This is a genomic window from Streptosporangium sp. NPDC050148, from assembly GCF_055586505.1.
In genome coordinates this window covers 17737-42028 of sequence record NZ_JBVJIA010000045.1, presented here as the reverse complement: position 1 = coordinate 42028, position 24292 = coordinate 17737, and the positions used below count along the sequence as shown (strand labels likewise).

The following is a 24292-nucleotide window of genomic DNA, read 5'->3' as shown; positions in this document are numbered from 1 at the left end:
CGCGGGCGCTCAGGCGGGCTTGCGCGCCTCGATGAGGAAGCGCGTCGACCGGGCCGTGAACGGTCCCTCGGCCTCGATCCTGTCGTGCAGCTCCCGCAACCGGTCGCGGTGGCGCTCGACGGTGAAGCCCGGGACGATCCAGATCACCTTGCGCAGGAAGTAGACCACCGCGCCGACGTCGAAGAACGCCATCGGCAGGGACTCGAAACGCAGGTCGGTGACCTCCAGCCCCGCCGCCTCGGCCTCCCGGCGCGCGTCGTCGGGGTGGCGGTGACGGGCGGCTCCCGGTGGCGGCGGGCCCAGGAAGTACTCGGCGAGCTCGGCGACGCTGGCATGCCCCACCTGCTGCGACAGGTACGTCCCCCCGGGCCGGAGCACCCGGGCGATCTCCTGCCACCAGACGGTCACCGGATGGCGGCTGGTCACCAGGTCGAAGGCCTCGTCGGCGAACGGCAGCGGCGGCTCGTCGGCGTCGGCGACGACGAGCGCGCCCAGCGGGTGCAGCAACCTGGTCGCCCGGGCGATGTTCGGCGGCCAGGACTCGGTGGCCGCCATCACCGGCGGCAGCCGCCGCGCCCCGGCGAGGACCTCCCCGCCACCGGTCTGGATGTCCAGCGCGGCCGAGACCCGGCCCAGCCGCTCGCTCATCAGGCGCTGGTACCCCCACGAAGGACGCTGCTCCTCGGCCCTGCCGCGCAGCCAGGAGAAGTCCCAGCCGTCCACCGAAACGGCCTCGGCCTCGGCCACCAGGTCCTCGAATGTTCGTGACATGCCTTCATGATCCCGGCCGGGGCGCGGCCGGGCCATCGAATATTCCCCTCCCGCCCCGGGGCCCCCTGCCGGCTCGCGCCCGGGCGGGCGCCTGGCGAACTCCAGCGCCCGTCGCCGGCGAGCTCGGCCAGGGGACCCGTGGTCACCACCGAAGCGTCGGGGCGAACATCCCCGGTGCAGGCCCGGTGCAGGCTCAGTGTCCGGGCGCGCTCGTGCCCCGGGTGATCAGGTGCAGCTCCAGCGTCACCTGGCGGGCGGTCCCGGGCCGCTCCAGCCGCCGCAGCAGCAGCTCCATCGCGGTACGGCCGGAGTCCTCCAGGGGCTGGCGCACCGTGGTGAGGTCCAGGGCCTCGGCCAGGTCGCCGTCGTCGAAGCCGACCACCGCCAGGTCACCGGGCACGGCCAGGCCCAGGTCGCCCGCGGCCCGCAGCACCCCCGCCGCGAGGGTGTCGTCGGCGGCGAAGACGGCCGAAGGGCGCCCCGGCCCCGACAGCAGTTCCCCGGCCGCGGCGCGGGCCGCGGCCAGGTCGTGCCCGCTCAGCCGCACGTCACCCTCGGCCAGGGGAAGGCCCGCCTCGGCCAGGGCCTCACGGTAGCCGGCCAGGCGCCGCTGGGACGGCGAGACGTACAGGCCCGACCGCTGCGCCTCGCCCAGGAAGGCGAACCGGCGGTGACCCGCGGCGAGCAGGTGCTCGGCCACCATCCGGCCGCCTGCGGCGTCGTCGGTGTGCACCGAGTCGAAGCCCGCGTGGCGGACGTCGACCAGCGCCGTGGGCAGCCGCGCGGCGACCAGGCGATCGGCCACCGCCTTCTCCAGGCAGAGGCTGACGACGACGAGCCCGTCCAGCCGCCCGGTGATGGGCAGCCCGGCCAGCAGCGGCGAGGAGCTCTGCGCGGCCGACTCCTGGTCGAACAGCACGACCTCCAGGGGCCGGTCGCCGACGGCTGCCAGGATGCCGTTCAACCGCCGGGCCACCGACGGGTAGGAGGTGAAGGGGGCGATCACCCCGACGCGCCCCACGCCCCGGCGGGCCTTGGCGACCGCGTCCTGCTTGGGGACGAAACCGAGCGCGTCGGCGGCCTCCAGGACCTTGCGGCGGGTCTCCTGGCTGACCCTGGCCGGGGAGTTCAGGGCCAGGGAGACGGTGGAGATGCTGACGCCCGCCGCGCCGGCGACGTCGTAGATGGTCGTGCGGTCCGCCACGTGTCACCCCTGACGCAAAGCGCACCGGAACCGGCCGGAGACGCGATCTCCTGGGCGGGAATCGTACCAAGCGCCCCGGCACTGCACGCGAGACCTCAGGTCGCCGCCAGCGCCTCGGTAGGCGGCAGGCGGGCTGCGCGCATCGCCGGATACAGCCCGGCGAGCGTGCCGATGACCAGCGTCGCGCCGATCGCGCCGCCGAACGCCCACGGCGGCACCACCGCGGGCCAGCCCTTGGACAGCGCGTAACCGGTACTGGCCAGCGCGCCGAGCGCCGACCCGGCCACCCCTCCGAGCGCCGACAGCAGCAGCGACTCGGCCAGGAACTGCACGCGCACCTGCCCCCGCGTCGCCCCCAGCGAGCGGCGCAGGCCCACCTCCCTGCGCCGCTCGAGCACGGAGATCACCATCGTGTTGGCCACGCCGACGCCGCCGACCAGCAGCGCCACCGCCCCCAGGCCCAGCATGAGACCGGTGAACGCGCCGGCCGCGGCCGCCTTGGCGCTCAGGGCGTCCGAGGGACGGCTGACGTTCACCTCCTCCGGGTTCTGCGGATCGACCGTCCGCGGCAGCACCTCGCGTACCGCCTCCACGGCCGCGTCCGCGGAGCGCTCGTAGATGGTGGTCGGGTGGCCGTCGAAGTCCAGGTAGCGTTCGGCGGCCTCGAACCCGACCAGAGCCGAGCGTTCGATCTCCGGCGCCAGCGGCAGGGCGTCCAGGACGCCGATGACGCTGAACCACCGCCCGCCGATCCACACCTGGGCACCCGGCCCGGTCAGGCCGAGCCGCTCGGCGGCCACCGGCCCCAGCACGACCGCCGGATAGCGGGCGGTCGCGGCGTTGAGCCAGGTGCCCGCCCGTACCGTCCCCTGCAGGGTGGTGAGCAGCTCGACGTCGGCGGCCCGCACCGCGATGCCCCCGGTCACGCTCTTGGAGATCTTGCCGGTACGCCGGACCGTGGCCTCCACGGTCCCGGTGGCGGCCGCGCTGGTGACCGGCGCGATCCTGCGGACCATGTCGGGCGCGCCGACCGGCAGCCGGGTCTGGCCGCCGAACACGGTCTGCCCGGCCTCGACGGTCAGCAGGTTGGTGCCGAGCCCGTCGAGCCTGCGCAGCAGGTCCTCCCGGGAGGAGGAGGAGATGCCGATCACCGCGACCATGGTGGCGATGCCGATCGCGATGCCCAGCGCCGACAGCGTCACCCGCGCCGGCCGGGCGCGCAACCCGGCGGCGCCGACCCTGAGCACGTCGCCCACGCGCAGCCGCGGCGGCCGGAGCCGCTCGTTCGCGCCGCTCACCGGGTCACCTGCCCGGCGTCCCCGGCGTGATCGGCGTGGTCGTCGTGGTCGTCGTGGTCGCGGGCCGCGGGGCCGGCGCCGGAGACGATCAGGCCGTCCCTGACCCGCACCCGGCGCGGCGCCCACGCGGCGATCCCGTCGTCGTGGGTGATCACCGCGATCGTGGTGCCCGTGGCGTGCAGGGCGCCCAGCACGCCGAGCACCTCGGCGCCTGAGGCGCTGTCGAGGTTGCCGGTGGGCTCGTCGGCCAGCAGCAGGGGCGGCTCGCCGACCACCGCCCTGGCCACCGCGACCCGCTGCTGCTCCCCGCCCGACAGCTGGTGGGGCCGGTGCCCGAGCCGGTGGCCCAGCCCGACCCGCTCCAGCGCGGCCGCGGCCCGCTCGCGCCGCTCGCGCAGACGCGGACCGGCGTACAGCAGGCCGTCGGCGACGTTGTCCAGGGCGCTCACCCCCGCGGCCAGGTGGAACTGCTGGAAGACGAAGCCCAGGTGACGCGAGCGCAGCGCGGACAGCTCGCGGTCGCCCAGCGCGCCGACGTCGTGGCCGGCGATCCTGATCGTGCCGGCCGTGGGCCGGTCCAGGGTCCCGATCATGTGCAGCAGGGTGGACTTGCCCGAACCGGACGGGCCGACGATCGCGAGCAGCTCGCCCGCGCCGATCCGCAGGTCCACCCCGCGCAATGCGGCCACCCCCTGCCCGTACAGCTTGGTCACCCCGGTGAGCTCGACGATGTTCACGAGCGCGGCACCCCGACCTTCATGCCCTGCGCCAGGCCCGCGCCCTCGATCTCGACGTCCCCGCCGCCGTACGCGCCGGTCTGCACCGGCACCAGCCGGGTCGCCGAGCCCTGCACGACCTCGACGGCGAAACCGCCCTCGCGCAGCGCCAGCAGCGCTTCGATGGGGACCTTCAGCACGTCGCGCACCCGTTCGCTCTCCATCTCCACCGTCACCGGCGCCTGGTCCAGCCTTCCGGTGGAGCCCTTGGCCAGGGTGATCTCGACGTCGATCGTCGAGGCCCCTTCCTGCTCCTCCCCCTGGCCCGGAGCGGCCTTGGCGACCGAGCCGACGAAGGTGATCCTCCCCTTGAGCTCGCGCCCGCCGGGCAGCTCCACCCGCACCCCGGCACCCTTGCGGGCCATCTGCTGGTCCTCGGTGTCCAGGTCGACCTGCACGATCCGGCGGGTACCGGTCAGGGTCAGGACCCGCGCGCCGGCACGCACCCGGTCGCCCACCTTCGCGGCCACCTCGGCCACCCGTACCGGGCCGTCCAGGAAGACCACCTGGGCGGCGTCGACGACACCGGTCTGCGGCAGGCCGCGATCTCGCTGCCACTCCTGGACCGCCGAGGAGGTGAGGGAGGTGAACTCCTCGTCCACCGTCAGGTCCTCGCCGTACCCCAGCGCCCTGAGGTTGCGTTCGAGCTGCTCGACGTCGGGCCCGTCGTCCACGCCGGACCGCAGCGGCCGGTACAGCGGCACCCGGCCGTACATCAGCGTCAAGGGCCTGCGGTCGATCCTCAGCAGCGCCCGGCCCCGGCGGATCACCCGCCCCTCGGCCGGCACCGTGGTCACCGTGCCGCCGGCACCCGCGACCGCCGTGTACTCCCCCGAGTAGGTCAGCCTGCCGGCGACCGAGGTGGTGTCCACCACGTCGCCACGGGTGATCTCCGCCGTCGGCGGCACCGGTGGCGCCGACGGCCCGGCCGCCTCCCCGGTGCCGTCCAGGCCCACCGCCGCGGCGGCCGCCCCGCCGAGCACCACGGCGGCCACCGTCCCGGCCAGCACCGCTCTGCCACGTCTCATCCGCCGCCTCCGCCACCTGCGGGAGTCGTCATCTGTGCTCACCTCCGTACCGGCGGGACGCACGCCCGCGGCACGGTCCGATGTCTACGGCGGCCGGGGTTAGCGGCCCGTAAGCCCCGCCGCGCGGGCCCATCGCGTACCGACGGCGAAGGACGTCGTGCGGACGACGCCCAAGGACGCGTACGGACGGTGTACGGACGGTGTACGGACGGTGTACGGACGCCCCGGGAGCGGCCGGGCGTCGCGGCGGCGCGCGGGCTTATCGCGGCCTAACATCCGATGGCCCACGCTGGTCGGCGGAGGTGCGGGCATGCGCGTGCTGGTGGTCGAGGACGAGGACGAGATGGCCGACGCCATCGCCCGTGCCCTGCGGCGGCGGGCCATCGCCGTGGACGTCGCCTACGACGGCGCGCAGGCCATGGAGCGGCTGGGACACACCGGCTACGACGTGGTGGTGCTGGACCGCGACCTGCCGGGGCTGCACGGCGACGAGGTCTGCCGGAGGCTGGTCGCGATGGGCGGCGGCGGGGGGATCCTGATGCTGACCGCGATGGGCGGGGTGGGCGAGCGGGTGGACGGGCTCGGGCTGGGCGCCGACGACTACCTGCCCAAGCCCTTCGCGATCGCCGAGCTGGCCGCCCGGGTGCGCGCGCTGGCCCGGCGCACGGCCTCGGTGAGGCCCGTGGTGCTGGAGCGCGCCGGGGTGCGGCTGGACCCGGCCGGGCGGACCGTGACCAGGGACGGCGCGCACCTGGCCCTGACCCGCAAGGAGTTCGCGTTGCTGCAGGTGCTGCTGCTGGCCGACGGCGAGGTGGTGCGCACCCGCGACCTGCTCGCCCGGGCCTGGGACGAGTACTACGAGTCGGGCACCGGGGCGCTGCGGGTGGCGATGACGACGCTGCGCAGGAAGCTCGGCGACCCGCCGGTCATCGAGACCGTCCCGGGACGGGGATACCGCCTGTGACCGGCCTCGCCCCCCGGCCCCCGCGCCCGCGGCCCTCGCAGCCGTCACCGTCGTCACCGTCGTCGCGGTCGCGGGGAGGGAGCGCGCGGGCGGAGAGGAAGGCACGGGCGGGAAGGGCGGCCGGACGGGTGCGGGAACGGCTCCGGGCCTGGCGCGGGTTCGGGCTGCGCACCCGCCTGACCCTCCTGTACGGCGGCCTGTTCTTCGGCGCGGGCGCGATCCTGCTCTGGGTCACCTACGCGCTGACGGCCCGGACCATGCAGCAGCGGATCGTCACCCGCATCTCGTCGGTCCCCAAGGACGACCCCCTGCAAAGACCGCTGCCGCCGCCGCAGGAGGAGTTCTTCCTGCGCACCGCCGGAGACCTGCTCCATCAGGTGGAGGCCGGCAAGGCCGACGTGCTGGCGGAGCTGCTGCGCAACTCGGTGATCGGGCTCGTGGTGATCGGCGTGGTCGCGACCCTGCTCGGCCTGCTGATGACCGACCGGGCACTGCGCCCCCTGCAGCGGGTGACCGGTACCGCCGAACGCCTGTCGGAGAGCACCCTGCACGAGCGCATCGCGCTGGACGGCCCGCCCGACCACGTCAAACGCCTGGCCGACACCTTCGACGCGATGCTCGACCGCCTCCAGCGCTCCTTCGACGCCCAGCGCCGCTTCGTCACCAACGCCTCCCACGAGCTGCGCACGCCCATCGCGGTCAACCGGACGCTGATCGAGGTGGCGCTGGAGGAGCCGGACGCCTCCGGCGACGTGCACGCGCTCGGCCGGGCACTGCTCGGCGTCAACGCGCGCCACGAGCGGCTCATCGAGGGGTTGCTGCTGCTGGCCCGTTCGGAGAACGAGCTGGTCGCCCGCAGGCCGGTGGACCTGGAGCACGTCGCGGCGTCGGCGCTGGAACAGCTCGGGGCCACCGCGCGCCGGCGCGGCGTCGCGCTGCGGGCCGACCTGTCGCCCGCCCCTACCCGCGGCGACGCGCTGCTGCTGGAACGCTGCGTGTTCAACCTGGTCGAGAACGCCCTCAAGTACAACGTCCCGGACGGTCACGTGCAGGTACGGCTGGCCGCGAGCGGCGAGGAGCTCACGCTCGTCGTGGACAACACCGGCCCGCTCGTCCCCGCCCACGAGGCCGGTGACCTGTTCGAGCCGTTCCGCCGTCTGCACGACCGGATCGGCTCGGCCCAGGGAGCCGGTCTGGGCCTGTCGATCGTACGGGCCATCGTGGTGGCGCACGACGGCACCGTGACGGCCGTGCCGCGCCCCGGCGGCGGCCTGTCCGTCACGGTACGGCTGCCCCTGGCGCACGAGGCGGCCCGTGCCGCGCGCCTGGCCGGGCCGGGATCGGCCGCGTAGGCGGCCCCGGCCCGCGCGGCCCCGGTCTCTGGACGGGTGTTCCGGCCGGGCCCCGGTGTTCCGGCCGTCGCGTCACCCGGTACTCCTCACGTGAACGGGACCGCGGGGCTCAGCCGCTCACCCGGCGCCGTCGCCGGAGCCCTCCGAGCCCTCCGGACCCCCCGGGCCGCCGCCCGGCCGTCCCGGCAGGTGATGCTCGCAGGCCTTGTGGGCCTTCTCCGAGGCCGCCTCACCCCCCTCGGGACGCTTGATCATCACCCTGCCGTCACCGGGCACGGGGTCGGCCATGTCGACGCCGTGCTCACGCATGCACCTGGCGAACGCCAGCAGCCGGTCGTGGGCCTCGGGGTCGACACGCGCCTTGCCCTCCCCGCCCCCCATGTACTTCGAGCAGGCCTTGTGCGCCTTCTCCACGGCGCCCTTGTCCTTGCCCCTGACGTGGATCCTGGCCGGGCCGCCGGGCTCGGGGTCGGCCATGTCGATCCCGTTCTCGCGCATGCACCGGGCGAACGCGAGAGGGTCGGGGGACGCCGAGGGCGACACCGAGGGCGAGGCCCCCGACGAGGGCCGGACGGTGTCGGCCACCGAGGCGACACCGCCCCCTGTGGGTGCCTGACCGCAGCCGGCCGGGGCCAGGGCCGCGAGCACCCCGACGAGCAGTGCCGCACGCCGGAAAGTCATGTGGATGCACCTCCGTCCCCGGGAGGTCGGACGCCTCCCGGAGGTGCACCCTGTCTACGGAGGCGGAGGTTAGCGAGGTGTAAGCCCGGCAAGCCCTCCGGATCGGCCCGGCCCGGCGCCCGATCAGAGCGACAGGGAAATTTCTCCCTGCCTGCATCCGTATGCGCCTGAGGAACGAATCACATGACGGCAAGGCTGATGTTTCCGGCCGGAAACCCACGGCAGCCCTCGAATGCCGTAGAACGGAAGGGTACGGCCGGTCCACGGTGCGTACCCGATCGGAGAGGTCGTCCGCTCACGGCGACCGCCCCGCCCGGCGATCCGCCGGCCGCAGACCTCCAGGACCACCCCCAGAACCGAAGCGGAACGGAGAGCCCTTGAACCTGTCGGTGCATCTTTTCCGCGTACGGGCGGCGACGTTCGTGGTCACCGTCGCCGGTGACCTGGACCTGTACACCGCGCCGCTGCTGTCGCCGTCCCTGATCCCCCCTCCGGGACCCGGGCCCTGCCACATCGTGCTGGCCGCGTCCCGCCTGAGCTTCTGCGACGTGGCCGGGCTGCGTCTGCTCACCTCTGCCCACCGGACCCTGAGCGAGACCGGTGGAGGCCTGGCCATCGCCGGGGCGTCGGGCTCGATGCGGCGGCTGACGCCGCTGGTCGCCGGGAGCCCCTCCGACGCGCCGGTGCACTTCGCCGGCGTCACCGAGGCCCTGAGGGCCTGCGCCGAGCCGGGCGGTGAGGACTTCGCCGGTCCGCCGCCCGCATCCCGGCACCTGCCGTCCTTCCGCGGCCTGGGCGCCGGCCGTGCCGTGCCCGCGGGCCTGCGGGCCCGTCGCCACCGCACCTGACCACAGCGGTGACCGTCCTCTGATCGCCGTGGCGCTCGAGGCGGGACGGTCACCGTGACGGGGCCCGCCGGTGCCCGGGCGGGCCGTGGTGGCGAGGGTCTCCTCCTATGCCTCGCAGTTGGGCTCGGACTCGCCGCTGCAGGTGTCGAAGTCGGCCCCGCCGTCGGTGGTGTCGTTGCCGAGGTTGCCGGTCAGGAAGTCGTTGCCGCTCCCGCCGACCAGGATGTCGCGGCCCGAACCGCCGGACAGGCGGTCGGAGCCGGCCGAGCCGAAGATCTCGGCGAACAGCGAGGTGTTGTTGCGCACGACGTCGTCCCCGGTCCTGACGTTGACCAGGATGGTGGTGACCCCCGCGCAGGAGACCGTGCTGGGTCCCTGCTGGACGCACCCGGCGCCCGCGGTCACCGAGTGCTGGACGGACGAGACGGTGATCTTGCCGTTGAGGGGCCTGATGTCGATGCTGTCGTTGCCGGTCGTGCCGACGACGGACATGTTCTGGAACGAGCCCACCGTGACGGTGGCCCCGGCGGCGTGGGCCGGAGCCGCCAGGACGGCGCTGGTGGCCAGTCCGGCCGCGGTCAGGGACAGGGTGGCGATGTGGCGACGCATACGCGACATGATGGAATCCTTTTGAAGACGTGTCGTTCGGACGAGTCTCAGGGAACCGCTTTTCCGCGTCGCCGTCTGCGTCATTGTGCGCACATGTCGTGCGCGTTTCCTCAGGCCCCCGAGGTGGGGATACGGGGCCGGGGAAGGCGCCCGGCGTTACCGGGAACGCCACCCGTACATTGGACGCTGATATGCCGGTATATGCCTTTAAATGGCGTTCTTCGATCAGGTGAACCGGATGGAGATCGGCGTGGTGTCTCGCGCATCGAGCCGATCCCCGGCCGATCCCCGGCGGCCCGGCGGCGGGTGCGGGCCACTCGCCCGCACCCGGCGGGAGGGCGGTGACGGGCTCAGGGGCGGGCGTTCCGGACGGCCTCGTCCAGTGAGGTGACCGGGCGGCCGAGCAGCCGGGCCAGGTCGCCGGTGCCGGTCTCCAGGTCGCCGCGGGCGATGGACTCGTCCAGCGAGGCGACGAAGGCGGCGGTGCCCGCGTCCAGCCCGCTGCGGCGCAGCGCCTCGGCGTACTCGGCCGGCGGGAGGTCGCGGTAGACGACCTTCGTGCCGGTGACCTCGGTGACGGTCGCGGCCAGCTCGCCGAGGGTGAAGGCGGGGCCGCCGAGTTCGTACACGGCGCCGTCGTGCCCGTCGCCGGTCAGTGCCGTGGCGGCGGCCGCGGCGTAGTCGGCGCGGGGTGCGGCGGAGACCCTGCCGGAACCCGCGGCGCCGAGGATCTCCCCCCGCTGCAGGTAGCCGTCGAGCTGGTCGGTGTAGTTCTCGGTGTACCAGCCGTTGCGCAGCAGGGTGTACGGCACGCCGGAGGCGGCCAGGGTCTCCTCGGTGGCCTTGTGGTCGGGCGCCAGCGGGTTGGCGCTGGTGGAGGCGCGCAGGATGCCGGTGTAGACGATGCGCTCGACGCCACCGGCCCGCGCGGCCTCGATCACCGCGGCGTGCTGGGCCGGGCGCCGTCCCGGCTCGTCGCCGGAGATCAGCAGCAGGCGGCCCACCCCGGCCAGGGCGGCCGGCAGCGTCTCGGGCAGCGAGTAGTCGGCCTGGCGCACCTCGACACCGCGCCCGGCCAGGTCGGCGGCCTTGGCCTCGGTACGGGCGACGGCGACGATGTCACCGGCCGGCACGCCCCGGGCGAGCAGGTCGGCGATGACGAGGCGGCCGAGGTGGCCGGTGGCTCCGGTGACGGCATAGGCGGGCATGCGCGGATCCCTTCGATCAGTACTGTGTTTTAGAAAGCACTAACCAAAGTACAGCACCCGCTGTTCCGCAGCGACTGGGGTAGGGTGACGGTGTGTCCGAACAGCGCGCGCAGTCCCCGACGAAGCCCTCGACGGAACCCTCGGCGGAGCCCTCCCAGCAGCTCGTCACCGACGTCTTCGCCAGCGCCTGCACCTCCCGCGCCGCCTTCGAGGACGTGACGGCCAAATGGGCCTCGCTCGCCCTGCTGGCCCTGGGCGAGGGCGGCTACCGCTTCAACGCGCTGCGCCGCCGGGTCCAGGGGGTGAGCGAGAAGATGCTGTCGCAGACCCTGCAGGCCCTGGAGCGCGACGGCCTGCTCACCCGCAAGGTCCTCAGCGCGATCCCGCCCCGGGTGGAGTACTCGCTGACCCCGCTGGGGGCCCGGGTCGCCGGGCACCTGCGCGCCCTGGCCGACCTGCTGGAGGAGACCGCCCCCGAGGTGGAGGCGGCCCGGCGCTCCTACGAGCGCCGCCAGGGCTGAGGAGGCTCGCGGAGCTGACGGGGCTCGCGGAGCTCGCGGAGCTCGAGGCCGGGCACGACCAGGCCGAGCTCGTAGGCCAGGACCGCCGCCTGCGTGCGGTCACGGGCGCCCAGCTTGTCCAGGACGTTGGTGACGTGGGTCTTGACCGTCTCCCGCGACACGTGCAGCACCTGTGCGATCTCCGCGTTGGCCTGCCCGAGCGTGATCTGGCGCAGCACCTGCAGCTCGCGCAGGGTCAGGTTCACCGGGTGACGCGGCGTGGCGCTGCCGTGGTGCGGCGAGGCGATGCGCCGCAACGCGTCGGGGAAGAGCACCGCGTCCCGCGAGTGCACCAGCCGGACGGCGTACACCAGCTCGGCCGCTGGAGCGCGTTTGAGCACGTACCCGGCCGCTCCCGCGCGCAGCGCCCCCCAGACCAGCTGGTCGCTCTCGAAGGTGGTGACCACGACGACACGGGTGCAGGGCGAGCGGCGGGCCAGCTCGGCGGTGGCGGCCAGGCCGTCCATCCGGGGCATGCGGACGTCCATCAGCACGACGTCAGCCCCGGTTCCGGCCTCGACGGCCTCGTGGCCGTCCGCCGCCTCGCCCACGACGGTGAGGTCGTCACAGGCGGAGAGCATCGCCGACCACCCCGTACGGATCAGCCGGTCGTCGTCGGCCAGGACCACGCGGATCTCAGCGGCAGCCTCGCCCGCACGCGCCAGGTGGCGCCCGCCTCCTCCAGCGTGCAGGTGCCGCCGACCAGGCGGGCCCGCATGCGCATGCCCGCCAGGCCCCGCCCGTTCACCGCCGGATCCCGGCCGGTCCCGTCGATGCCGTCCGTGCCGTCGGTGCCGTCGGTGCCGGTACGGGCGCCGGTGGGGTTCTCCACCGTCAGCACCAGGTCGCCGGCGATCGCCACGTCGAGCGTGACGGGGCCGCGCCCGTGACGCAGGGCGTTGGTGAGCGCCTCCCTGGCGATCGCGTACGCGGCGCGCGAGGTCGCCGCCGGGACCCTGTCCAGGTCCGCGGCGCGTACCCGCACGTCGAGACCGCGGGTGAGCGCGCCGAGCGCGCCGAGCGTGGGGGTACGCGCGGTGTCGTCCTCGTCCAGCACGCCGAGCAGCACGTCGAGCTCCTCCTGGGCGGCGCGGGCGGTGTCCAGCAGGTGGCCCAGCGAGTCCGCGGCCTGGCCCACCCGGGGTTCGGGCCGCTCCAGCGCCGCCTGCGCGGCCATGCCCTGCACCAGGACCACGCTCAGCGCGTGCCCCACCGCGTCGTGCAGTTCCAGCGCGAGCCTCTGGCGGCGGCCGAGCACCTCCAGCGCCCGGGACGGTTCGGCGCGCAGCAGCCGGCGCGCCGCCTGCCGCTGGCCGAGCCCGGCGACGACCATGGCGGCCACCACCGCACCGGCCAGCAGGAACGGCTCCGCCGTCTGCGCGGGGCTCTCGCGCCAGCCCGCCAGGTCGCCGGCGCGCGCCAGCCCCGGGGACAGCAGGAGCAGCCCGGCGCCCAGCGTGGCGCCGCCGTACAGGTGCAGGCTCGTCAGGGCCACCAGGTAGAGCGGGTCGGCCCTGCCCGGGACGTCGACGTCGAGGAGTTCCGACAGCGCGACGGTCTCGATGCGCCGCACCAGCGGCGCGGCGGCCAGCAGCACGGAGGCGGGCAGGCACGCCGCCCACAGCGTCAGGACACGCGCCGGCGTCACCTCGGTGAGGATCACCAGGCTGAGCGCCCCGGCCACCGGGGTGAGCAGGGCCGCGCCCAGCAACGGGTAGATCGCCGCCCGCAGGGCGCGTGCCATGTGTCCGCTCACGACGACGATGCTAGTGACGGCGCCGCCGGGAACCCTCCCCCGTCAGGGGGAGGTGGCGCGGCGGGGACGTTCCTACGGTGAGCGCCATGACGAGAAACCTCCGGATCGCGAGCGCCCTGCTGTCGATCGCCGTGACGGCCGTCGGTCTGTGGTGGTGGACCACCCCGGCGAGCTACCCCTTCGGTGCGCTCGACCGCGTCACCGTGTCGCTGTCGCACCTGTTCGAGCACGACGTGGGCGGTCCGATGACCGTCGTGGCCGGGCTGGCCGGGCTGGTGACGGCCTTCACCTCGGGCGCGGCGCTGAAGGCGGGCGCGGTCGCGCAGGTCCTGTTCTTCGGCGTGGTGATGTCCGACGCGGGCATCATGTCCCTGCTGGGCTACGGCATGGCACTGATCGGCCCGCTCGCGCTGGTGGCGGTCCTGGTCATGGCCTGCGCGCACCGCGGACGGGCGGGAATCGCGGCCCTGGTGGTCCTGGTGTCGCTGTTCGTCCTGGTCGCGGGCGGTACGCTCACCGGGCTCGTCCCGTTCGACCGCCTGCTCGCCAACCTCGCCGCGAGCTTCTCCTCCTACGCCGGGCGCGTGGCGTGGACGCTGGCCGACGCGCTGGCCTGCGCCCTGTGGGCGGTCGTCGCGGTGGCGGCCTTCCGGGCCGGTGGCACGCCGCGCTGGGCCCGGCCCGCGGCCGCCGCCCGCTGGGGACGCCCGGTCACGATCGCGGCGGCGCTGTGCCCGCTGCCGTACGCGCTCTACCGGCTGACCTGGCTGACCCCGTGGCCCACCGACATCGGCGCGGCCGAGCTGGCCGCGAACCCGGGCCTGAGGATGCAGGGCCTGGCCATCGGCTTCGGCGCCCTGGGCGGGTCCGTGCTGACGCTCGGCCTGATCGCCAGGTGGGGGGAGGTGTGGCCGCGCTGGGTGCCGGTCCTGCACGGCCGTCCCGTGCCGGTGCGGCTGCCGGTGACCGCGGGAGGACTGGTCGCGGGGGCCTGCTGCCTGGCCTCGCCCGGCCTCACCGTCAACGCCGTGCAGTGGGGTCGGCCGCTGCTCCTGCTGCTGTGGCCGTACCCGGTCTGGGGACTGCTGCTGGCCGCCGCGGTCCTGGCCTACCGGCTGCGCCGCACGGCCGGGACCGGCCGGGAGTCCGGATCCGGGAGGCCGGGGTCAGCGCGGGGACGATCGGCCGCCCGGCGGGGCGGGGAGCTCGTGGAGCCGGTGGGCGTCGTCGAACAGGGCGGTCCGGGCCAGGCGCGCGGTGGCCACGGCGGCCAGCGTGGCGGCCGCCAATAGCATGTACATGACCACGATCTGGTAGCGGATCGCGGTCAGCGGTTCCACCCCGGCCAGGATGAGGCCGGTCATGGCGCCGGGCAGGCTGATCAGGCCGACGACCTTGGTGGCGTCGACGGCGGGCAGCATCGCGGTCCGCAGGGCGGTACGGGCGTGCGGGGCGAAGGCGGCGGCCGCGTCCAGGCCCAAGCTGAGGCGGGCCTCGATCCGCGGGCGGGCGGTCTCGACCTCCTCGTGCAGGCGGGTCAGCGTCAGGGCCGTGGCCTGCATGGCGCCGGAGACCACCATGCCCGACACCGGGATCAGCACGTGCGGCCGGGTGTCGATCACCGCGAAGACCACCAGCGTGGCCACGGTCACGACGGTCGCCATGCCGACCGCCAGGGTGGCCACGGCGGGGGCGCGCGGCAGGCCGCGGGCGCGGCGGGCGGCGACCCGGCCGGCGATGAGCACCATCACCGCGATCCAGGCGAGCGAGCCGGGCAGGCCGCCGTGGGCGAAGACCGCCGCCAGCACCGCGGCGACGGCGACGAGCTGGCCGAGGGCCCGCGCCGAGGCGACGAGCATGTCGGCGGCCAGACCCAGCCGGGCCCGGCCGGCCAGGAGGGCGGCCAGCGCCACCAGCGCCGCGGAGGCGGCCACCCCCGGCCAGCCGGGGACCGCCGGGGCGGTCACGGCGCCGCCAGGTAGCGCAGGCCGGCCGGGTCGCCGGCCTCGGTCAGCCGTCCGGCCTCCAGCACCAGCGCGTGGCCGGCGAGCCGCCGCGCGTGCGCGGTGCGGTGGCTGACCAGGACCGCGCTGCCGCCGTCGGCGACGAAGGCGGCCAGCAGGTCGTCGACGAGACCGGTCGCGGTGTCGTCCAGCGCCGAGGTGGGCTCGTCCAGCAGCAGCACCTCCGGGCCGGTGGCCAGCGCGCGGGCCAGGCCCAGGCGCTGGACCTGGCCGCCGGACAGGCCCTCGGTGGAGCGGGACAGGAAGGAGGCGCCCAGTCCGACCCGCTCCAGCAGGTCGGCGGCGCGGGCGGCGTCCAGGGCGGGGCGTCCCACGGCCAGCTCCCTCGCCACCGAGTCGGTCAGCAGCGCGGTGTGCTGGGCCACCAGGGCGACCCGGCGGCGCAGCAGCAGCGGGTCGTGACCGCTCAGCGGCCGGCCGTCCAGCAGGATCCGCCCGGTGTCGGGTTCGGCGAGGCGGTTGAGCAGCCGCAGCAGGCTGGACTTGCCCGCCCCGCTGGGCCCGGTCACCAGCGTGCAGCACCCCCTCGGCAGGTGCGCGGAGATGTCGGTCAGGACCGGCGCTCCCCCGCGGCGCAGGCCGACCCCCTCCAGCACGAACCCCGCCTGTGACACGCGAGCCACCTTCCCGTCATCCGCCTGCCGTCTTCCCGGTGGTCTCCCGCCATATTCTGCCGTCGCGCCACCGCTCCACGACGGCCGGGCCCACCCCACCTCTTCTCGGTGAGGGTAACAATCGTTACAGTAACCACGGTTACGAAAATCAGGAGTGGCCCGTGAATCACGATCCTTCGGCCCCGCCCGGGCACGCCGGGCAGTGGGTGCTGCTGGCCTACCGGATACCGAGCCTGCCCTCGGCGCCGCGCATCGCCGTCTGGCGCAGGCTGGAGCGCCTCGGGGTGGCCCGGCTGGGAGACGGGCTGGTGGCGCTGCCCGCCGACGCGCGTACGCGCGAGCAACTGGACTGGATCGCAGAAGAGATCGTCGCCGCCGACGGCACCGCCACGGTCTGGCTGGCCACCCCCGCGAGCCCGTCCCAGGAACGCGCGATCGCCACGCAGATGCAACAGGCCCGCCGGGAGGAGTACCGGGCGGTCATCGCCGCGGCCCGGGCCGCCGAGGGGACCAGGGGCGGGGAACGCTCACGCGTGGCGGGCCGGCTCCGCGCCGAGCTGCGCCGCATCGGGCGCCGCGACTTCTTCCCGCCCGCCGAGCGTGACCCGGCCCACCAGGCCGTACGCGCCCTGAACGCGCCCGGACCGGCCTCCGGCCCCGACCTGGCGGAGTCCGTGGAGGCTCACGAGGCGGACGGTCCGGCGGCGCGTGAGGTCGCCGAGGCCGCGGGCGGGCCGGTGGACGGCGCGCGGGGCGCGGGGAAGACGGCGGCGCACCGGGGAGGGACCCGATGAGGTGGGCGACCCGCGCGGGCGTGCACATCGACCGTGCGGCGTGCGCCTGGCTCATCCGGCGCCACCTCGATCCCGAGGCGCACTTCGTGTTCGTCGACTCCCCCGAGCAGGTCCCACCCGACGCCACCCCGTTCGACATGCGCGGCGTGGAGCTGTCGCACCACGGCGCCGACTGCAGCTTCGAGACGATCCTGCGCCGCCACGAGCTGACCGACCCGGTGCTGTGGAAGATCGCCGAGATCGTGCACGAGGCCGACATCGACGACGAGCGCTACGACGCCCCCGAGGCGCCCGGCCTGGACGTGATCCTGCGCGGATTGTCGATGACCTGCCACGACGAACGCGTCCTGGAGCTGACCGGCCCGATCTTCGAGGGCCTGTACGAGTACTACCGGCGGGCGTTCCTGCTCGGCCGACCGCCCGCCTGAACCGGAGAGAGCATGACCGACCCACAGACGCAGGGCGCGATCCCCGCGAATCCCGCCAGCCCCGCGGGCCCTGCGACCCCCGCGGGCCCTGCGAACTCCACGACCCCGGGAGGCCCGGGGACCTCCGGGGACGTGATCCCGTTCCGCCAGGCGGTGCGCGCCTGGTTCGGGATCTCCCTGCAGACCTTCGGCGGCCCCGCCGGGCAGATCGCGGTCATGCAGCGCACCCTGGTGGAGGAGAAGCGCTGGATCGGCCAGCAGCGCTTCAACCACGCCCTCAACTACTGCATGCTGCTGCCCGGACCCGAGGCCCAGCAGCTGGCGATCTACGTCGGCTGGCTGCTGAACGGCACCCGCGGCGGCCTGGTCGCCGGCACCCTGTTCGTGCTGCCCGGCATGCTCGCCCTGCTCGCCCTGTCGGCCGTCTACGTCATCTGGCAGGAAACCTCCCTGGTGGTCGCGCTGTTCGCCGGGATCGCCCCGGCCGTGCTGGCCATCGTCGCCCAGGCCGTCATCCGGGTCGCCAAACGCTCGCTGACCCACCCGGTCTACGTCGCCCTCGCGGTGGCCGCCTTCGCCGCGCTCGCGCTGTTCGCGGTGCCCTTCCCCGTCGTGGTCGCCGTCGCCGCCCTCGTCGGCTGGGCGATCCACCGCTTCAGGCCCGCCCTGGTGAAGAAGGGCGGCGGGCACGGCGCCGACGACGGGCCCGCCCCGCTGATCTCCGACGACGCCCTGCACCACGCCACCCCCAGCCGGCGCTCGGCGGGCAAGATCCTGGCCGTGGGACTGGCCGCCTGGTGGCTGCCGGTGGCCGCCGTCGCCCTGCTGACCGGCACCGACAGCGTCTTCACCACCCAGGGGCTGTTCTTCTCCGGCACCGCCCTGGTCACCTTCGGCGGCGCGTACGCGGTGCTGGCCTTCGTCGCCCAGCAGGCCGTGCAGACCTACGGCTGGCTCACCCCCGGTGAGATGGTGCGCGGCCTGGCCCTGGCCGAGTCCACCCCCGGACCGCTCATCATGGTCGTGCAGTTCGTCGCCTTCCTCGGCGCCTTCCGCGACCCCGGCCCGCTCACGCCCTGGGCGGGTGCGCTGCTGGGGGCCCTGCTGACCACCTGGGTCACCTTCGTGCCGTGTTTCCTGTTCATCTTCCTGGGCGCCCCCTACATCGAGCGGCTGCGTCACAACGCCGCGATCAGTGCCGCGCTGACCGGGATCACGGCCGCCGTCGTCGGCGTCATCGCCAACCTCGCCGTGTACTTCGCCCAGCACACCCTGTTCGACGTCACCCACGTGTGGAGCTGGGGACCGTTGCACGTCCAGGTGCCCGAGGTCGGCAGCCTCGACCTCCTGGCGCTGGCCATCACCGCGGCGGCGCTGGTGATGACGTTCGTGCTGCGCTGGCCGATGCTGCGCATCCTGGGCGTCTGCGCTCTGCTCGGCATCGCCTCACTGCTGCTGCCCTGACCCGGCACCCCCTCGACCCCTCTTGACCCGACCCCCTTGACCCGCCCGACCCCGCCGTGCCGCTCTCCCGGCTCGCCTTTCCGAAGGCCGTGAGAGCGGCACGCCGGGTCAGGAGGTGCAGGGGCGACGGGTCAGGAGGCGCCGGTCCGTGCCGTGGTGACCGCCACGGTGGCGTAGCGCGCCGTGAAGCCGCCGCCCGCCGCGTCGATCGCCGCCCCGATCCCGTCCAGGACCTCTCGCAGCTTGTCCTGGGGCAAACGGCTGTGGCCGCCGAAGGTGGGGACCTGGTCCAGCCACTCGTCACGGGTGTAGGACCGCTCCCAGTCGAAGCGCCACTGCTCCGGCTCGTCGAAGGCGCCCGCCTGCCGGATCCCGTCGGCGGCCTTGTCGAACATCACCCCGTACGCCTCCAGGGCGGGCAGCACCCGGTCGTAGATCGGCAGGTCGGGCAGCACCCGGCGGTAGGCCTCCAGGAAGGCCTCGGCGATCTCGGGCGGGGGCTGGTTCACGTTCCAGAACAGGGCCAGCCGGCCACCGGGCCGCAGCACCCGTGCGGCCTTGACCGCTCCGGCGACCGGGTCCACCCAGTGCCAGGTCTGGGCGGCGACGACCGCGTCGAACGTGCGGCCGGCGTCGTCCCAGGTCTCGAACGGTGCCACCTCGACGTCGAGCCCGCGCTCTCGCGCCCATCCGGCCATCCGGGCGTCGGCCTCGACCCCGAGCACGGTGCAGCCGGCCGCCCGGAACCGCCGGGCGGCGATGCCGGTGCCGACGCCGACGTCGAGGACGTCGCGTCCGGGTGCGGCGGCGGTGATCCGCTCGATCAGGGCGTCGGGGTAGCGGGGCCGGGTGCGGTCGTAGCGCTCGGGATCGGCGCCGAACGACTCGGCCACCTGCCGGTTCCGGTGGATGTCCTGCTCGCGGCCGGGCTCCGCCGCCTGTGACGTAGTGGGCATGCGCCCACCGTAGTGGGCACGTGCCCACTCGTCAATAATCGAGTCAGGGCCCGGCGAGCGAAGGGGAGGCACCCCGTGCCGACAGGGGTACACATCCGCGACGCGCGCGCGCAGCTGTTCGACGCCGCCGAGCGTGTCCTGCTCCGGGACGGCGCGAACGCGCTGACCAGCCGGGCGGTCACCACCGAGGCGGGCTGCGCCAAGGGCGTCCTGCACCGGCACTTCGCCGACTTCGACGCCTTCCTCGCCGAGCTCGTGCTGGACCGCGTCGGCCGGATGGACGGCCGGACCGCCGCCCTGCGCGAGTCCGCCGGCGCCGGCACCGTCGCCGGCAACCTCACCGGCGCGCTGACGTCGCTGTTCGAGTCGGTCGCGCTGGCGCTCGTCGGCCTCATCGCCGCCCGCGACGAACTCCGCGCCCGCCTGCGCCGGGACCTGCCGGCCGGCGTCCCGGTGCTGACGGAGGCCGCGATCATGATCGCGGCCTACCTGGCCGCCGAGCGCGACCTGGGCCGGATCGCGCCGGACGCCGACGTCGACACGCTCGCGGCCATGCTGATCGGGACCACGCACCTGCTCTACGCCGGACACGAGGGCACCCCGCCGGAGACCGAGGCCGTCCGCAAGATCGTGACCACGGTCCTGTCCGGCGCCGTACCGCGAACGTAACGGAAGAAGATCACCTCTTCCCAAAGATCCACAAGGCGCCTAGCGTCATGCCCCAGATGCTCTTCACCGGTGAAGAAGGAGCCTGGGAATGGCCGATCCGACGACCGTCAGGGACCCGGCCGACGCCGGGCTGGCCCGCGACGACTACGCCCTGGAACGGGTGCCGCGCGAGGCCCGCTACGGCTGGGTCACCGTCGCGGTGCAGCGGTTCGGCATGCTCAGCGCCCTGTCGCAGTTCCTGCTGGGCGCCACCCTCGGCATGGGCATGAGGTTCTGGGACGCGGTCTGGGCCATCACGCTCGGCGCGGTGATCCTGGAGGTCGTCGCGATCGCGATCGGCATCGCCGGGATGCGCGAGGGCTTGTCGACGGCCGTGCTGGCCCGCTGGACCGGCTTCGGCCGGCACGGCGCGACCGTGGTCGGCCTGGTCGTCGCCACCGCGCTGCTGGGCTGGTTCGGCGTGCAGTCGGCCGTGCTCGCCCAGGGCCTGGCCTCCCTGCTGGGCGGGCCACCGGTCTGGGTGTGGTCGATCGTGGCGGGCCTGGCCGTCACCGCCATCGTGGTGCACGGCTTCGCCGGCATGGCGTGGACGGCCTGGATCACCGTCCCGGCCTTCCTCGCGCTGGCCGGCTGGGCGATCGCCGACCAGCTCTCGGAGCACTCCCTGGGCGCGCTGGTCGCCTCCGCGCCCGCCGGACCGGCCATCGGCCTGGCCGAGGGCGCCACCATCGTGGCCGGCGGCTTCATCGTCGGCGCGGTGATCAGCCCGGACATGTGCCGGTGGAACCGCAGCGCCGCCGACGTGGTCAAGCAGACCGTCGTGGGCATCACGCTCGGCGAGTACGTCATCGCGCTGGTGGGGGTGCTGCTGGCCCACGCGCTGCGCACCGGCGACGTGATCGCCATCGTCACCACCACCTCCGGCGTGATCGGCACGATCGTGCTGATCACCGCGACGCTGAAGATCAACGACTGGAACCTGTACGCCGCCAGCCTGGGCACGGCCAACGCCCTGGACACCGCCTTCGGCGCCCGGCCCGGCCGCGCGCTCCTCACCGTCGCCCTCGGGGTGATCGGCACCGCCCTGGCCGCCGCCGGGATCCTCGACCACCTGATCGACTTCTTCGTCCTGCTCGGGGTGGGCATCCCGCCGATCGCCGGCATCATGATCGCCGAGTACTACCTGGTACGCCGCTGGCGCCCCGCCCTGGACGCCTCCGCGGCCACCGGCACCCTGCCGGACTCCGCGCCGGGATGGGTCCCGGCGGCACTGGTGATCTGGCTGGCCGCCGCCCTGGTCGGCAAGTACCTCACCTGGGGCATCCCCGCCCTCAACGCCCTGGCGGTGGCCTTCGCCGCCTACGCCGTGGCGGGCAGGCTCGGCCTGACCGGCGGCCCCGGGACGCGGACGGCCACCACCGGCTGACCCCCGCCGGATCGAAAGGCCCGCCCGCTCCCCCGTCCCGGCGTCATCGCCCGACCTTCCCGAGGAGTCACCCGTGCGCGTTGGGATCGACGTGGGAGGCACCCACACCGACGCCGTCCTGATGGACGCGGCCACCGTGGTGGCGTCGGTCAAGACCGCCACCACCCAGGACGTCACCGGCGGGGTGGTCACCGCCCTGCACGACCTCGTCGGCTCGGCCGGCATCGACCGCGACCGGATCGGCGCGGTGATGATCGGCACCACCCACTTCACCAACGCGCTGGTGACCGGGCGGGGTCTGGCCCGCACCGGAGTGGTGCGGCTGGCGCTGCCGGCCACCTCCGGCCTCCCTCCCCTGGTCAACTGGCCCGCCGCCCTGCACGCGGCGATCGACCCGCGCGTCCACCTGTGCCACGGCGGACACGAGTTCGACGGCCGGGCCATCGCCCCCCTGCGCCGCGAGGAGCTGCTGCGCGTCGCCGAGGACCTGGAGGCACACGACATCCGCACGGTCGCGATCGGCTCGGTGTTCTCCCCCGCCGCTGCGGAGCTGGAGGAACAGGCCGCCGACATCCTGCTGGAGGAGCTGCCGCACCTGCACGTGAGCCTGTCGCACCAGCTCGGCCGGATCGGGCTGCTGGAACGCGAGAACGCCACCGTCGTCAACGCCTGCCTGCGCGAGCTGGCCGACGAGATCGTCGAGGCGTTCGTCGGGGCCCTGCGCACGGCCGGGATCTCCGCGCCGCTGTACCTGTCGCAGAACGACGGCACCCTGATGGACGCCGAGTACACCCGCCGCTACCCGGTACGCACCTTCGCCTCCGGCCCGACCAACTCGATGCGCGGCGCGGCGTTCCTGGCCGGGGAACTGTCCGACTGCGCGGTCGTCGACATCGGCGGCACCACCACCGACGTCGGCGTGATCGGCCGCGGCTACCCGCGCCAGGCCACCGGCGAGGTCGACATCGGCGGGGTGCGCACCAACTTCCGGATGCCGGACGTGCTGTCGATCGGCCTGGGCGGCGGCAGCCTCGTCACCACCGGCCCCTCTGTGTCGGCCGGACCCGACAGCGTCGGGTTCCGGCTCACCCGCCAGGCCCTGGTGTTCGGCGGCGACGTGCTCACCGCCACCGACCTCGCCGTCGCGGGCGGCCTGGCCGAGATCGGAGACCCCTCCCTGGTACGGCACCTGGACCCCGGCCTGGTCCGGAGCGGCCTGGAGTGGATGGCCGGCCGGGTCGTCGAGCTGGTCGACCGGATGAGGGTGTCGGCCGCGCCGCTGCCGATCGTCGTGGTCGGCGGCGGCGGCGTGCTCATGCCCGAGCTGCTCCCCGGGGACCTGACCGTGCACCGGCCGCCGCACCACGCGGTCGCCAACGCCATCGGCGCCGCCATCGGCCAGATCGGCGGCGACGTCGACCGGGTCGTCGCCGTCGACGGCCCCCGCGCCCGCGAGGAGGCCATCGCCGCCGCCCGCGCCGAGGCCGAACGGATCGCCGTCTCCGCGGGCGCCGCCCCCGGCACCGTCAGGATCGTCGACGTCACCGAGGTGCACGTGGCCTACCTGCCCGGCGGCAGACGCGTCCAGGTCCGCGCGGTGGGCGACCTGGACCTGGAACACCGTTCCGCGGGCGGCCCCGCCGGAGACGGACCCGGCGCCGAGGCCGGCACCGCACGAGGACACGAACAGGACGCGAGGCGATGAGTTTCACCCTGACCCCGGAGAATCTCGGCGATCTGGCCGAGGGCGCGGCCGTGCTGGGCACCGGCGGGGGCGGCGACCCCTACATCGGCCGGCTGCTCGTCGAGCGGCAGCTGCGGGCGGGCCGCGAGGTGCGGATCGTCGACCTCGACACGTTGCGCGACGACGCCCTGGTGGTCGCGGTGGCGATGATGGGAGCCCCCACCGTCTTCATCGAGAAACTCCCCTCCCCCGAGGGCAGCGTGGCCGCGCTGCGCGCCCTGGAAAGGCACCTGGGCCGCGCCGTGGACGCGATCATGCCGCTCGAGGCCGGCGGCCTGAACAGCATGATGCCGCTGGTGGCGGCCGCGGCGGCGGACCTGCCGGTCGTCGACGCCGACGGGATGGGCCGAGCCTTCCCCGAGATCCAGATGGTCACGTTCAACGTGGCGGGAGTGCCGGGCTCCCCGATGGGCATCGCCTCCGACCACGGCGACAGCGCCGTCATCGAGGCCGCCGACAACGACCGGATGGAGTGGCTGGCCCGCGGCCTGACCATCCGGATGGGCGGCGCCGCCTACACCGCCAGCTACCCCATGAGCGCCGCCACCGTGCGCGAGACCGCGGTGCCCGGCACCCTGGGCCTGGCCCTGAAGATCGGCACCGCGCTGCGCACCGCCCGCGAGCGCCACCGCGACCCGTTCGACGCGCTGACCGACGCATTGCGCGGCACCTTCTACTCCCACGGCCGCGTCCTGTTCCGCGGCAAGGTCGTCGACGTCGACCGCACCACCGTCGGCGGGTTCGCCCGCGGCCAGGTCACCCTGGCCGCGAGCGGCGACCCCGGCGACCCCGGTGACCGGATCGTCATCACCTTCCAGAACGAGCACCTGGTCGCGGTCCGCGCGGGCGAGCACGGGCACGACGGCCAGGTCGCCGCGATCGTCCCCGACCTGATCTGCACGCTGAACACCGAGACCGGCAGGCCGGTCACCACCGAGGCCCTGGCGTACGGCCAGCGCCTGACCGTCTACGCCATCTCCACCCCCGCCATCATGCGCAGCCCCGAGGCCCTGGCGTGCTTCGGCCCGTCCGCCTTCGGCCTGGACCGGCCCTACACGCCGCTCGAGGAGCTGACCCCCGCCACCCCCTGACGAGCCGCGCCCGCTTCCCGGCGTCCC

24 protein-coding genes are annotated in these 24292 nt (G+C 74.5%); 11 read left to right on the top strand and 13 right to left on the bottom strand.

Translation table 11 applies throughout. The features are described from left to right. Positions 1-9: 9 nt before the first annotated feature. From ACZ6RT_RS33740 to ACZ6RT_RS33720, 5 genes are all read right to left on the bottom strand, one after another. Positions 10-771: a class I SAM-dependent methyltransferase gene (locus ACZ6RT_RS33740; protein WP_470157999.1), complete on the bottom strand. Its 762-nt coding sequence runs from the start codon at positions 769-771 to the stop codon at positions 10-12. Between the two features lie 193 nt (positions 772-964). After that, on the bottom strand, positions 965-1975 hold the full coding sequence (locus ACZ6RT_RS33735; protein ID WP_470157997.1) for a LacI family DNA-binding transcriptional regulator: 1011 nt from the start codon (positions 1973-1975) through the stop codon (positions 965-967). Positions 1976-2070: 95 nt separating this feature from the next. Next, positions 2071-3273: an ABC transporter permease gene (locus ACZ6RT_RS33730; RefSeq protein WP_399192705.1), complete on the bottom strand. Its 1203-nt coding sequence runs from the start codon at positions 3271-3273 to the stop codon at positions 2071-2073. Then, positions 3270-4010 (bottom strand): ABC transporter ATP-binding protein, encoded by a 741-nt coding sequence (locus tag ACZ6RT_RS33725; RefSeq protein WP_399192703.1) that lies wholly within the window; start codon positions 4008-4010, stop codon positions 3270-3272. The genes ACZ6RT_RS33730 and ACZ6RT_RS33725 overlap by 4 nt, the downstream gene beginning before the upstream one ends. Next, a complete protein-coding gene (locus tag ACZ6RT_RS33720) occupies positions 4007-5077 on the bottom strand; it encodes a peptidoglycan-binding protein (RefSeq protein WP_470157995.1) in 1071 nt (356 codons plus the stop codon). The genes ACZ6RT_RS33725 and ACZ6RT_RS33720 overlap by 4 nt, the downstream gene beginning before the upstream one ends. A 310-nt stretch (positions 5078-5387) precedes the next feature. Between ACZ6RT_RS33720 and ACZ6RT_RS33715 the strand changes: the two genes are divergently transcribed. Next, complete coding sequence (locus tag ACZ6RT_RS33715) at positions 5388-6041, top strand: response regulator transcription factor (protein WP_470157993.1); 654 nt, start codon at positions 5388-5390, stop codon at positions 6039-6041. Positions 6042-6169: 128 nt separating this feature from the next. Beyond that, positions 6170-7393, top strand: a complete 1224-nt coding sequence (locus ACZ6RT_RS33710; RefSeq protein ID WP_399192697.1) for a sensor histidine kinase — start codon at positions 6170-6172, stop codon at positions 7391-7393. Between the two features lie 117 nt (positions 7394-7510). Here the strand turns inward: ACZ6RT_RS33710 and ACZ6RT_RS33705 are convergent, their stop codons facing one another. Continuing rightward, a complete protein-coding gene (locus ACZ6RT_RS33705; protein ID WP_470157991.1) occupies positions 7511-8074 on the bottom strand; it encodes a hypothetical protein in 564 nt (187 codons plus the stop codon). Between the two features lie 377 nt (positions 8075-8451). On the opposite strand from ACZ6RT_RS33705, the gene ACZ6RT_RS33700 reads away from it, so the two are divergent. Then, positions 8452-8922, top strand: coding sequence for an STAS domain-containing protein (locus ACZ6RT_RS33700; protein WP_470157989.1), 471 nt, complete (start codon positions 8452-8454; stop codon positions 8920-8922). A gap of 105 nt (positions 8923-9027) precedes the next feature. On the opposite strand, the gene ACZ6RT_RS33695 is transcribed toward ACZ6RT_RS33700, so the two are convergent. Together ACZ6RT_RS33695 and ACZ6RT_RS33690 are read right to left on the bottom strand one after the other, a co-directional pair. Next, positions 9028-9540 carry a hypothetical protein gene (locus tag ACZ6RT_RS33695; RefSeq protein WP_399192691.1) on the bottom strand — a complete coding sequence of 171 codons (513 nt, stop codon included), beginning with the start codon at positions 9538-9540 and terminating at the stop codon, positions 9028-9030. Positions 9541-9881: 341 nt separating this feature from the next. Next, positions 9882-10739: an SDR family oxidoreductase gene (locus tag ACZ6RT_RS33690; RefSeq protein WP_470157987.1), complete on the bottom strand. Its 858-nt coding sequence runs from the start codon at positions 10737-10739 to the stop codon at positions 9882-9884. A gap of 92 nt (positions 10740-10831) precedes the next feature. Here ACZ6RT_RS33690 and ACZ6RT_RS33685 point away from each other — a divergent pair, with 92 nt between their 5' ends. After that, positions 10832-11260 carry a winged helix-turn-helix transcriptional regulator gene (locus ACZ6RT_RS33685; protein WP_470157986.1) on the top strand — a complete coding sequence of 143 codons (429 nt, stop codon included), beginning with the start codon at positions 10832-10834 and terminating at the stop codon, positions 11258-11260. Here the strand turns inward: ACZ6RT_RS33685 and ACZ6RT_RS33680 are convergent. The 4 genes from ACZ6RT_RS33680 to ACZ6RT_RS33665 form a co-directional block, all read right to left on the bottom strand. After that, positions 11239-11928, bottom strand: coding sequence for a response regulator transcription factor (locus ACZ6RT_RS33680; RefSeq protein ID WP_470157984.1), 690 nt, complete (start codon positions 11926-11928; stop codon positions 11239-11241). The two genes, ACZ6RT_RS33685 and ACZ6RT_RS33680, sit on opposite strands and share 22 nt — an antisense overlap. Beyond that, complete coding sequence (locus ACZ6RT_RS33675) at positions 11901-13055, bottom strand: sensor histidine kinase (RefSeq protein WP_470157982.1); 1155 nt, start codon at positions 13053-13055, stop codon at positions 11901-11903. Before ACZ6RT_RS33675 ends, ACZ6RT_RS33680 begins: the two co-directional genes overlap by 28 nt. Positions 13056-14221: 1166 nt before the next feature. Next, positions 14222-15022 carry an ABC transporter permease gene (locus ACZ6RT_RS33670; RefSeq protein ID WP_470157981.1) on the bottom strand — a complete coding sequence of 267 codons (801 nt, stop codon included), beginning with the start codon at positions 15020-15022 and terminating at the stop codon, positions 14222-14224. After that, a complete protein-coding gene (locus ACZ6RT_RS33665; RefSeq protein ID WP_399192677.1) occupies positions 15019-15693 on the bottom strand; it encodes an ABC transporter ATP-binding protein in 675 nt (224 codons plus the stop codon). The genes ACZ6RT_RS33670 and ACZ6RT_RS33665 overlap by 4 nt, the downstream gene beginning before the upstream one ends. Before the next feature lie 161 nt (positions 15694-15854). On the opposite strand from ACZ6RT_RS33665, the gene ACZ6RT_RS33660 reads away from it, so the two are divergent. Genes ACZ6RT_RS33660 through chrA form a run of 3 tightly spaced genes read left to right on the top strand, consistent with a single transcriptional unit; the run spans position 15855 to position 18379 of the window. After that, positions 15855-16487 (top strand): Chromate resistance protein ChrB, encoded by a 633-nt coding sequence (locus ACZ6RT_RS33660; protein WP_470157979.1) that lies wholly within the window; start codon positions 15855-15857, stop codon positions 16485-16487. Beyond that, entirely contained in the window at positions 16484-16915 is a 432-nt protein-coding gene (locus ACZ6RT_RS33655; RefSeq protein ID WP_399192673.1) for a chromate resistance protein ChrB domain-containing protein, read from the top strand. The genes ACZ6RT_RS33660 and ACZ6RT_RS33655 overlap by 4 nt, the downstream gene beginning before the upstream one ends. Positions 16916-16927: 12 nt before the next feature. Then, positions 16928-18379, top strand: coding sequence for a chromate efflux transporter (chrA, locus tag ACZ6RT_RS33650; protein ID WP_470157978.1), 1452 nt, complete (start codon positions 16928-16930; stop codon positions 18377-18379). 131 nt (positions 18380-18510) lie between these two features. Here the strand turns inward: chrA and ACZ6RT_RS33645 are convergent, their stop codons facing one another. Further along, complete coding sequence (locus tag ACZ6RT_RS33645) at positions 18511-19335, bottom strand: class I SAM-dependent methyltransferase (RefSeq protein ID WP_470157977.1); 825 nt, start codon at positions 19333-19335, stop codon at positions 18511-18513. A gap of 75 nt (positions 19336-19410) precedes the next feature. Here ACZ6RT_RS33645 and ACZ6RT_RS33640 point away from each other — a divergent pair, with 75 nt between their 5' ends. From ACZ6RT_RS33640 to ACZ6RT_RS33625, 4 genes are all read left to right on the top strand, one after another. After that, complete coding sequence (locus ACZ6RT_RS33640; RefSeq protein ID WP_470157975.1) at positions 19411-20004, top strand: TetR/AcrR family transcriptional regulator; 594 nt, start codon at positions 19411-19413, stop codon at positions 20002-20004. An 88-nt stretch (positions 20005-20092) separates the two neighbouring features. After that, the gene (locus ACZ6RT_RS33635) at positions 20093-21430 is read left to right on the top strand and encodes a purine-cytosine permease family protein (protein ID WP_470157973.1); all 1338 of its coding nucleotides are present in this window, start codon (positions 20093-20095) and stop codon (positions 21428-21430) included. 73 nt (positions 21431-21503) lie between these two features. Beyond that, a complete protein-coding gene (locus ACZ6RT_RS33630; RefSeq protein ID WP_470157971.1) occupies positions 21504-23135 on the top strand; it encodes a hydantoinase/oxoprolinase N-terminal domain-containing protein in 1632 nt (543 codons plus the stop codon). Beyond that, positions 23132-24265 carry a DUF917 domain-containing protein gene (locus ACZ6RT_RS33625; RefSeq protein WP_470157970.1) on the top strand — a complete coding sequence of 378 codons (1134 nt, stop codon included), beginning with the start codon at positions 23132-23134 and terminating at the stop codon, positions 24263-24265. The genes ACZ6RT_RS33630 and ACZ6RT_RS33625 overlap by 4 nt, the downstream gene beginning before the upstream one ends. Positions 24266-24292: the final 27 nt, after the last annotated feature.

Bases quoted from the DNA above. Each gene is read 5' to 3' on its own strand.
- ACZ6RT_RS33740 (WP_470157999.1), bottom strand. From the start codon at position 771: ATGTCACGAACATTCGAGGACCTGGTGGCCGAGGCCGAGGCCGTTTCG.
- ACZ6RT_RS33720 (WP_470157995.1), bottom strand. From the start codon at position 5,077: ATGAGACGTGGCAGAGCGGTGCTGGCCGGGACGGTGGCCGCCGTGGTG.
- ACZ6RT_RS33715 (WP_470157993.1), top strand. From the start codon at position 5,388: ATGCGCGTGCTGGTGGTCGAGGACGAGGACGAGATGGCCGACGCCATC.
- ACZ6RT_RS33705 (WP_470157991.1), bottom strand. From the start codon at position 8,074: ATGACTTTCCGGCGTGCGGCACTGCTCGTCGGGGTGCTCGCGGCCCTG.
- ACZ6RT_RS33695 (WP_399192691.1), bottom strand. From the start codon at position 9,540: ATGTCGCGTATGCGTCGCCACATCGCCACCCTGTCCCTGACCGCGGCC.
- ACZ6RT_RS33690 (WP_470157987.1), bottom strand. From the start codon at position 10,739: ATGCCCGCCTATGCCGTCACCGGAGCCACCGGCCACCTCGGCCGCCTC.
- ACZ6RT_RS33655 (WP_399192673.1), top strand. From the start codon at position 16,484: ATGAGGTGGGCGACCCGCGCGGGCGTGCACATCGACCGTGCGGCGTGC.
- chrA (WP_470157978.1), top strand. From the start codon at position 16,928: ATGACCGACCCACAGACGCAGGGCGCGATCCCCGCGAATCCCGCCAGC.
- ACZ6RT_RS33645 (WP_470157977.1), bottom strand. From the start codon at position 19,335: ATGCCCACTACGTCACAGGCGGCGGAGCCCGGCCGCGAGCAGGACATC.
- ACZ6RT_RS33635 (WP_470157973.1), top strand. From the start codon at position 20,093: ATGGCCGATCCGACGACCGTCAGGGACCCGGCCGACGCCGGGCTGGCC.
- ACZ6RT_RS33625 (WP_470157970.1), top strand. From the start codon at position 23,132: ATGAGTTTCACCCTGACCCCGGAGAATCTCGGCGATCTGGCCGAGGGC.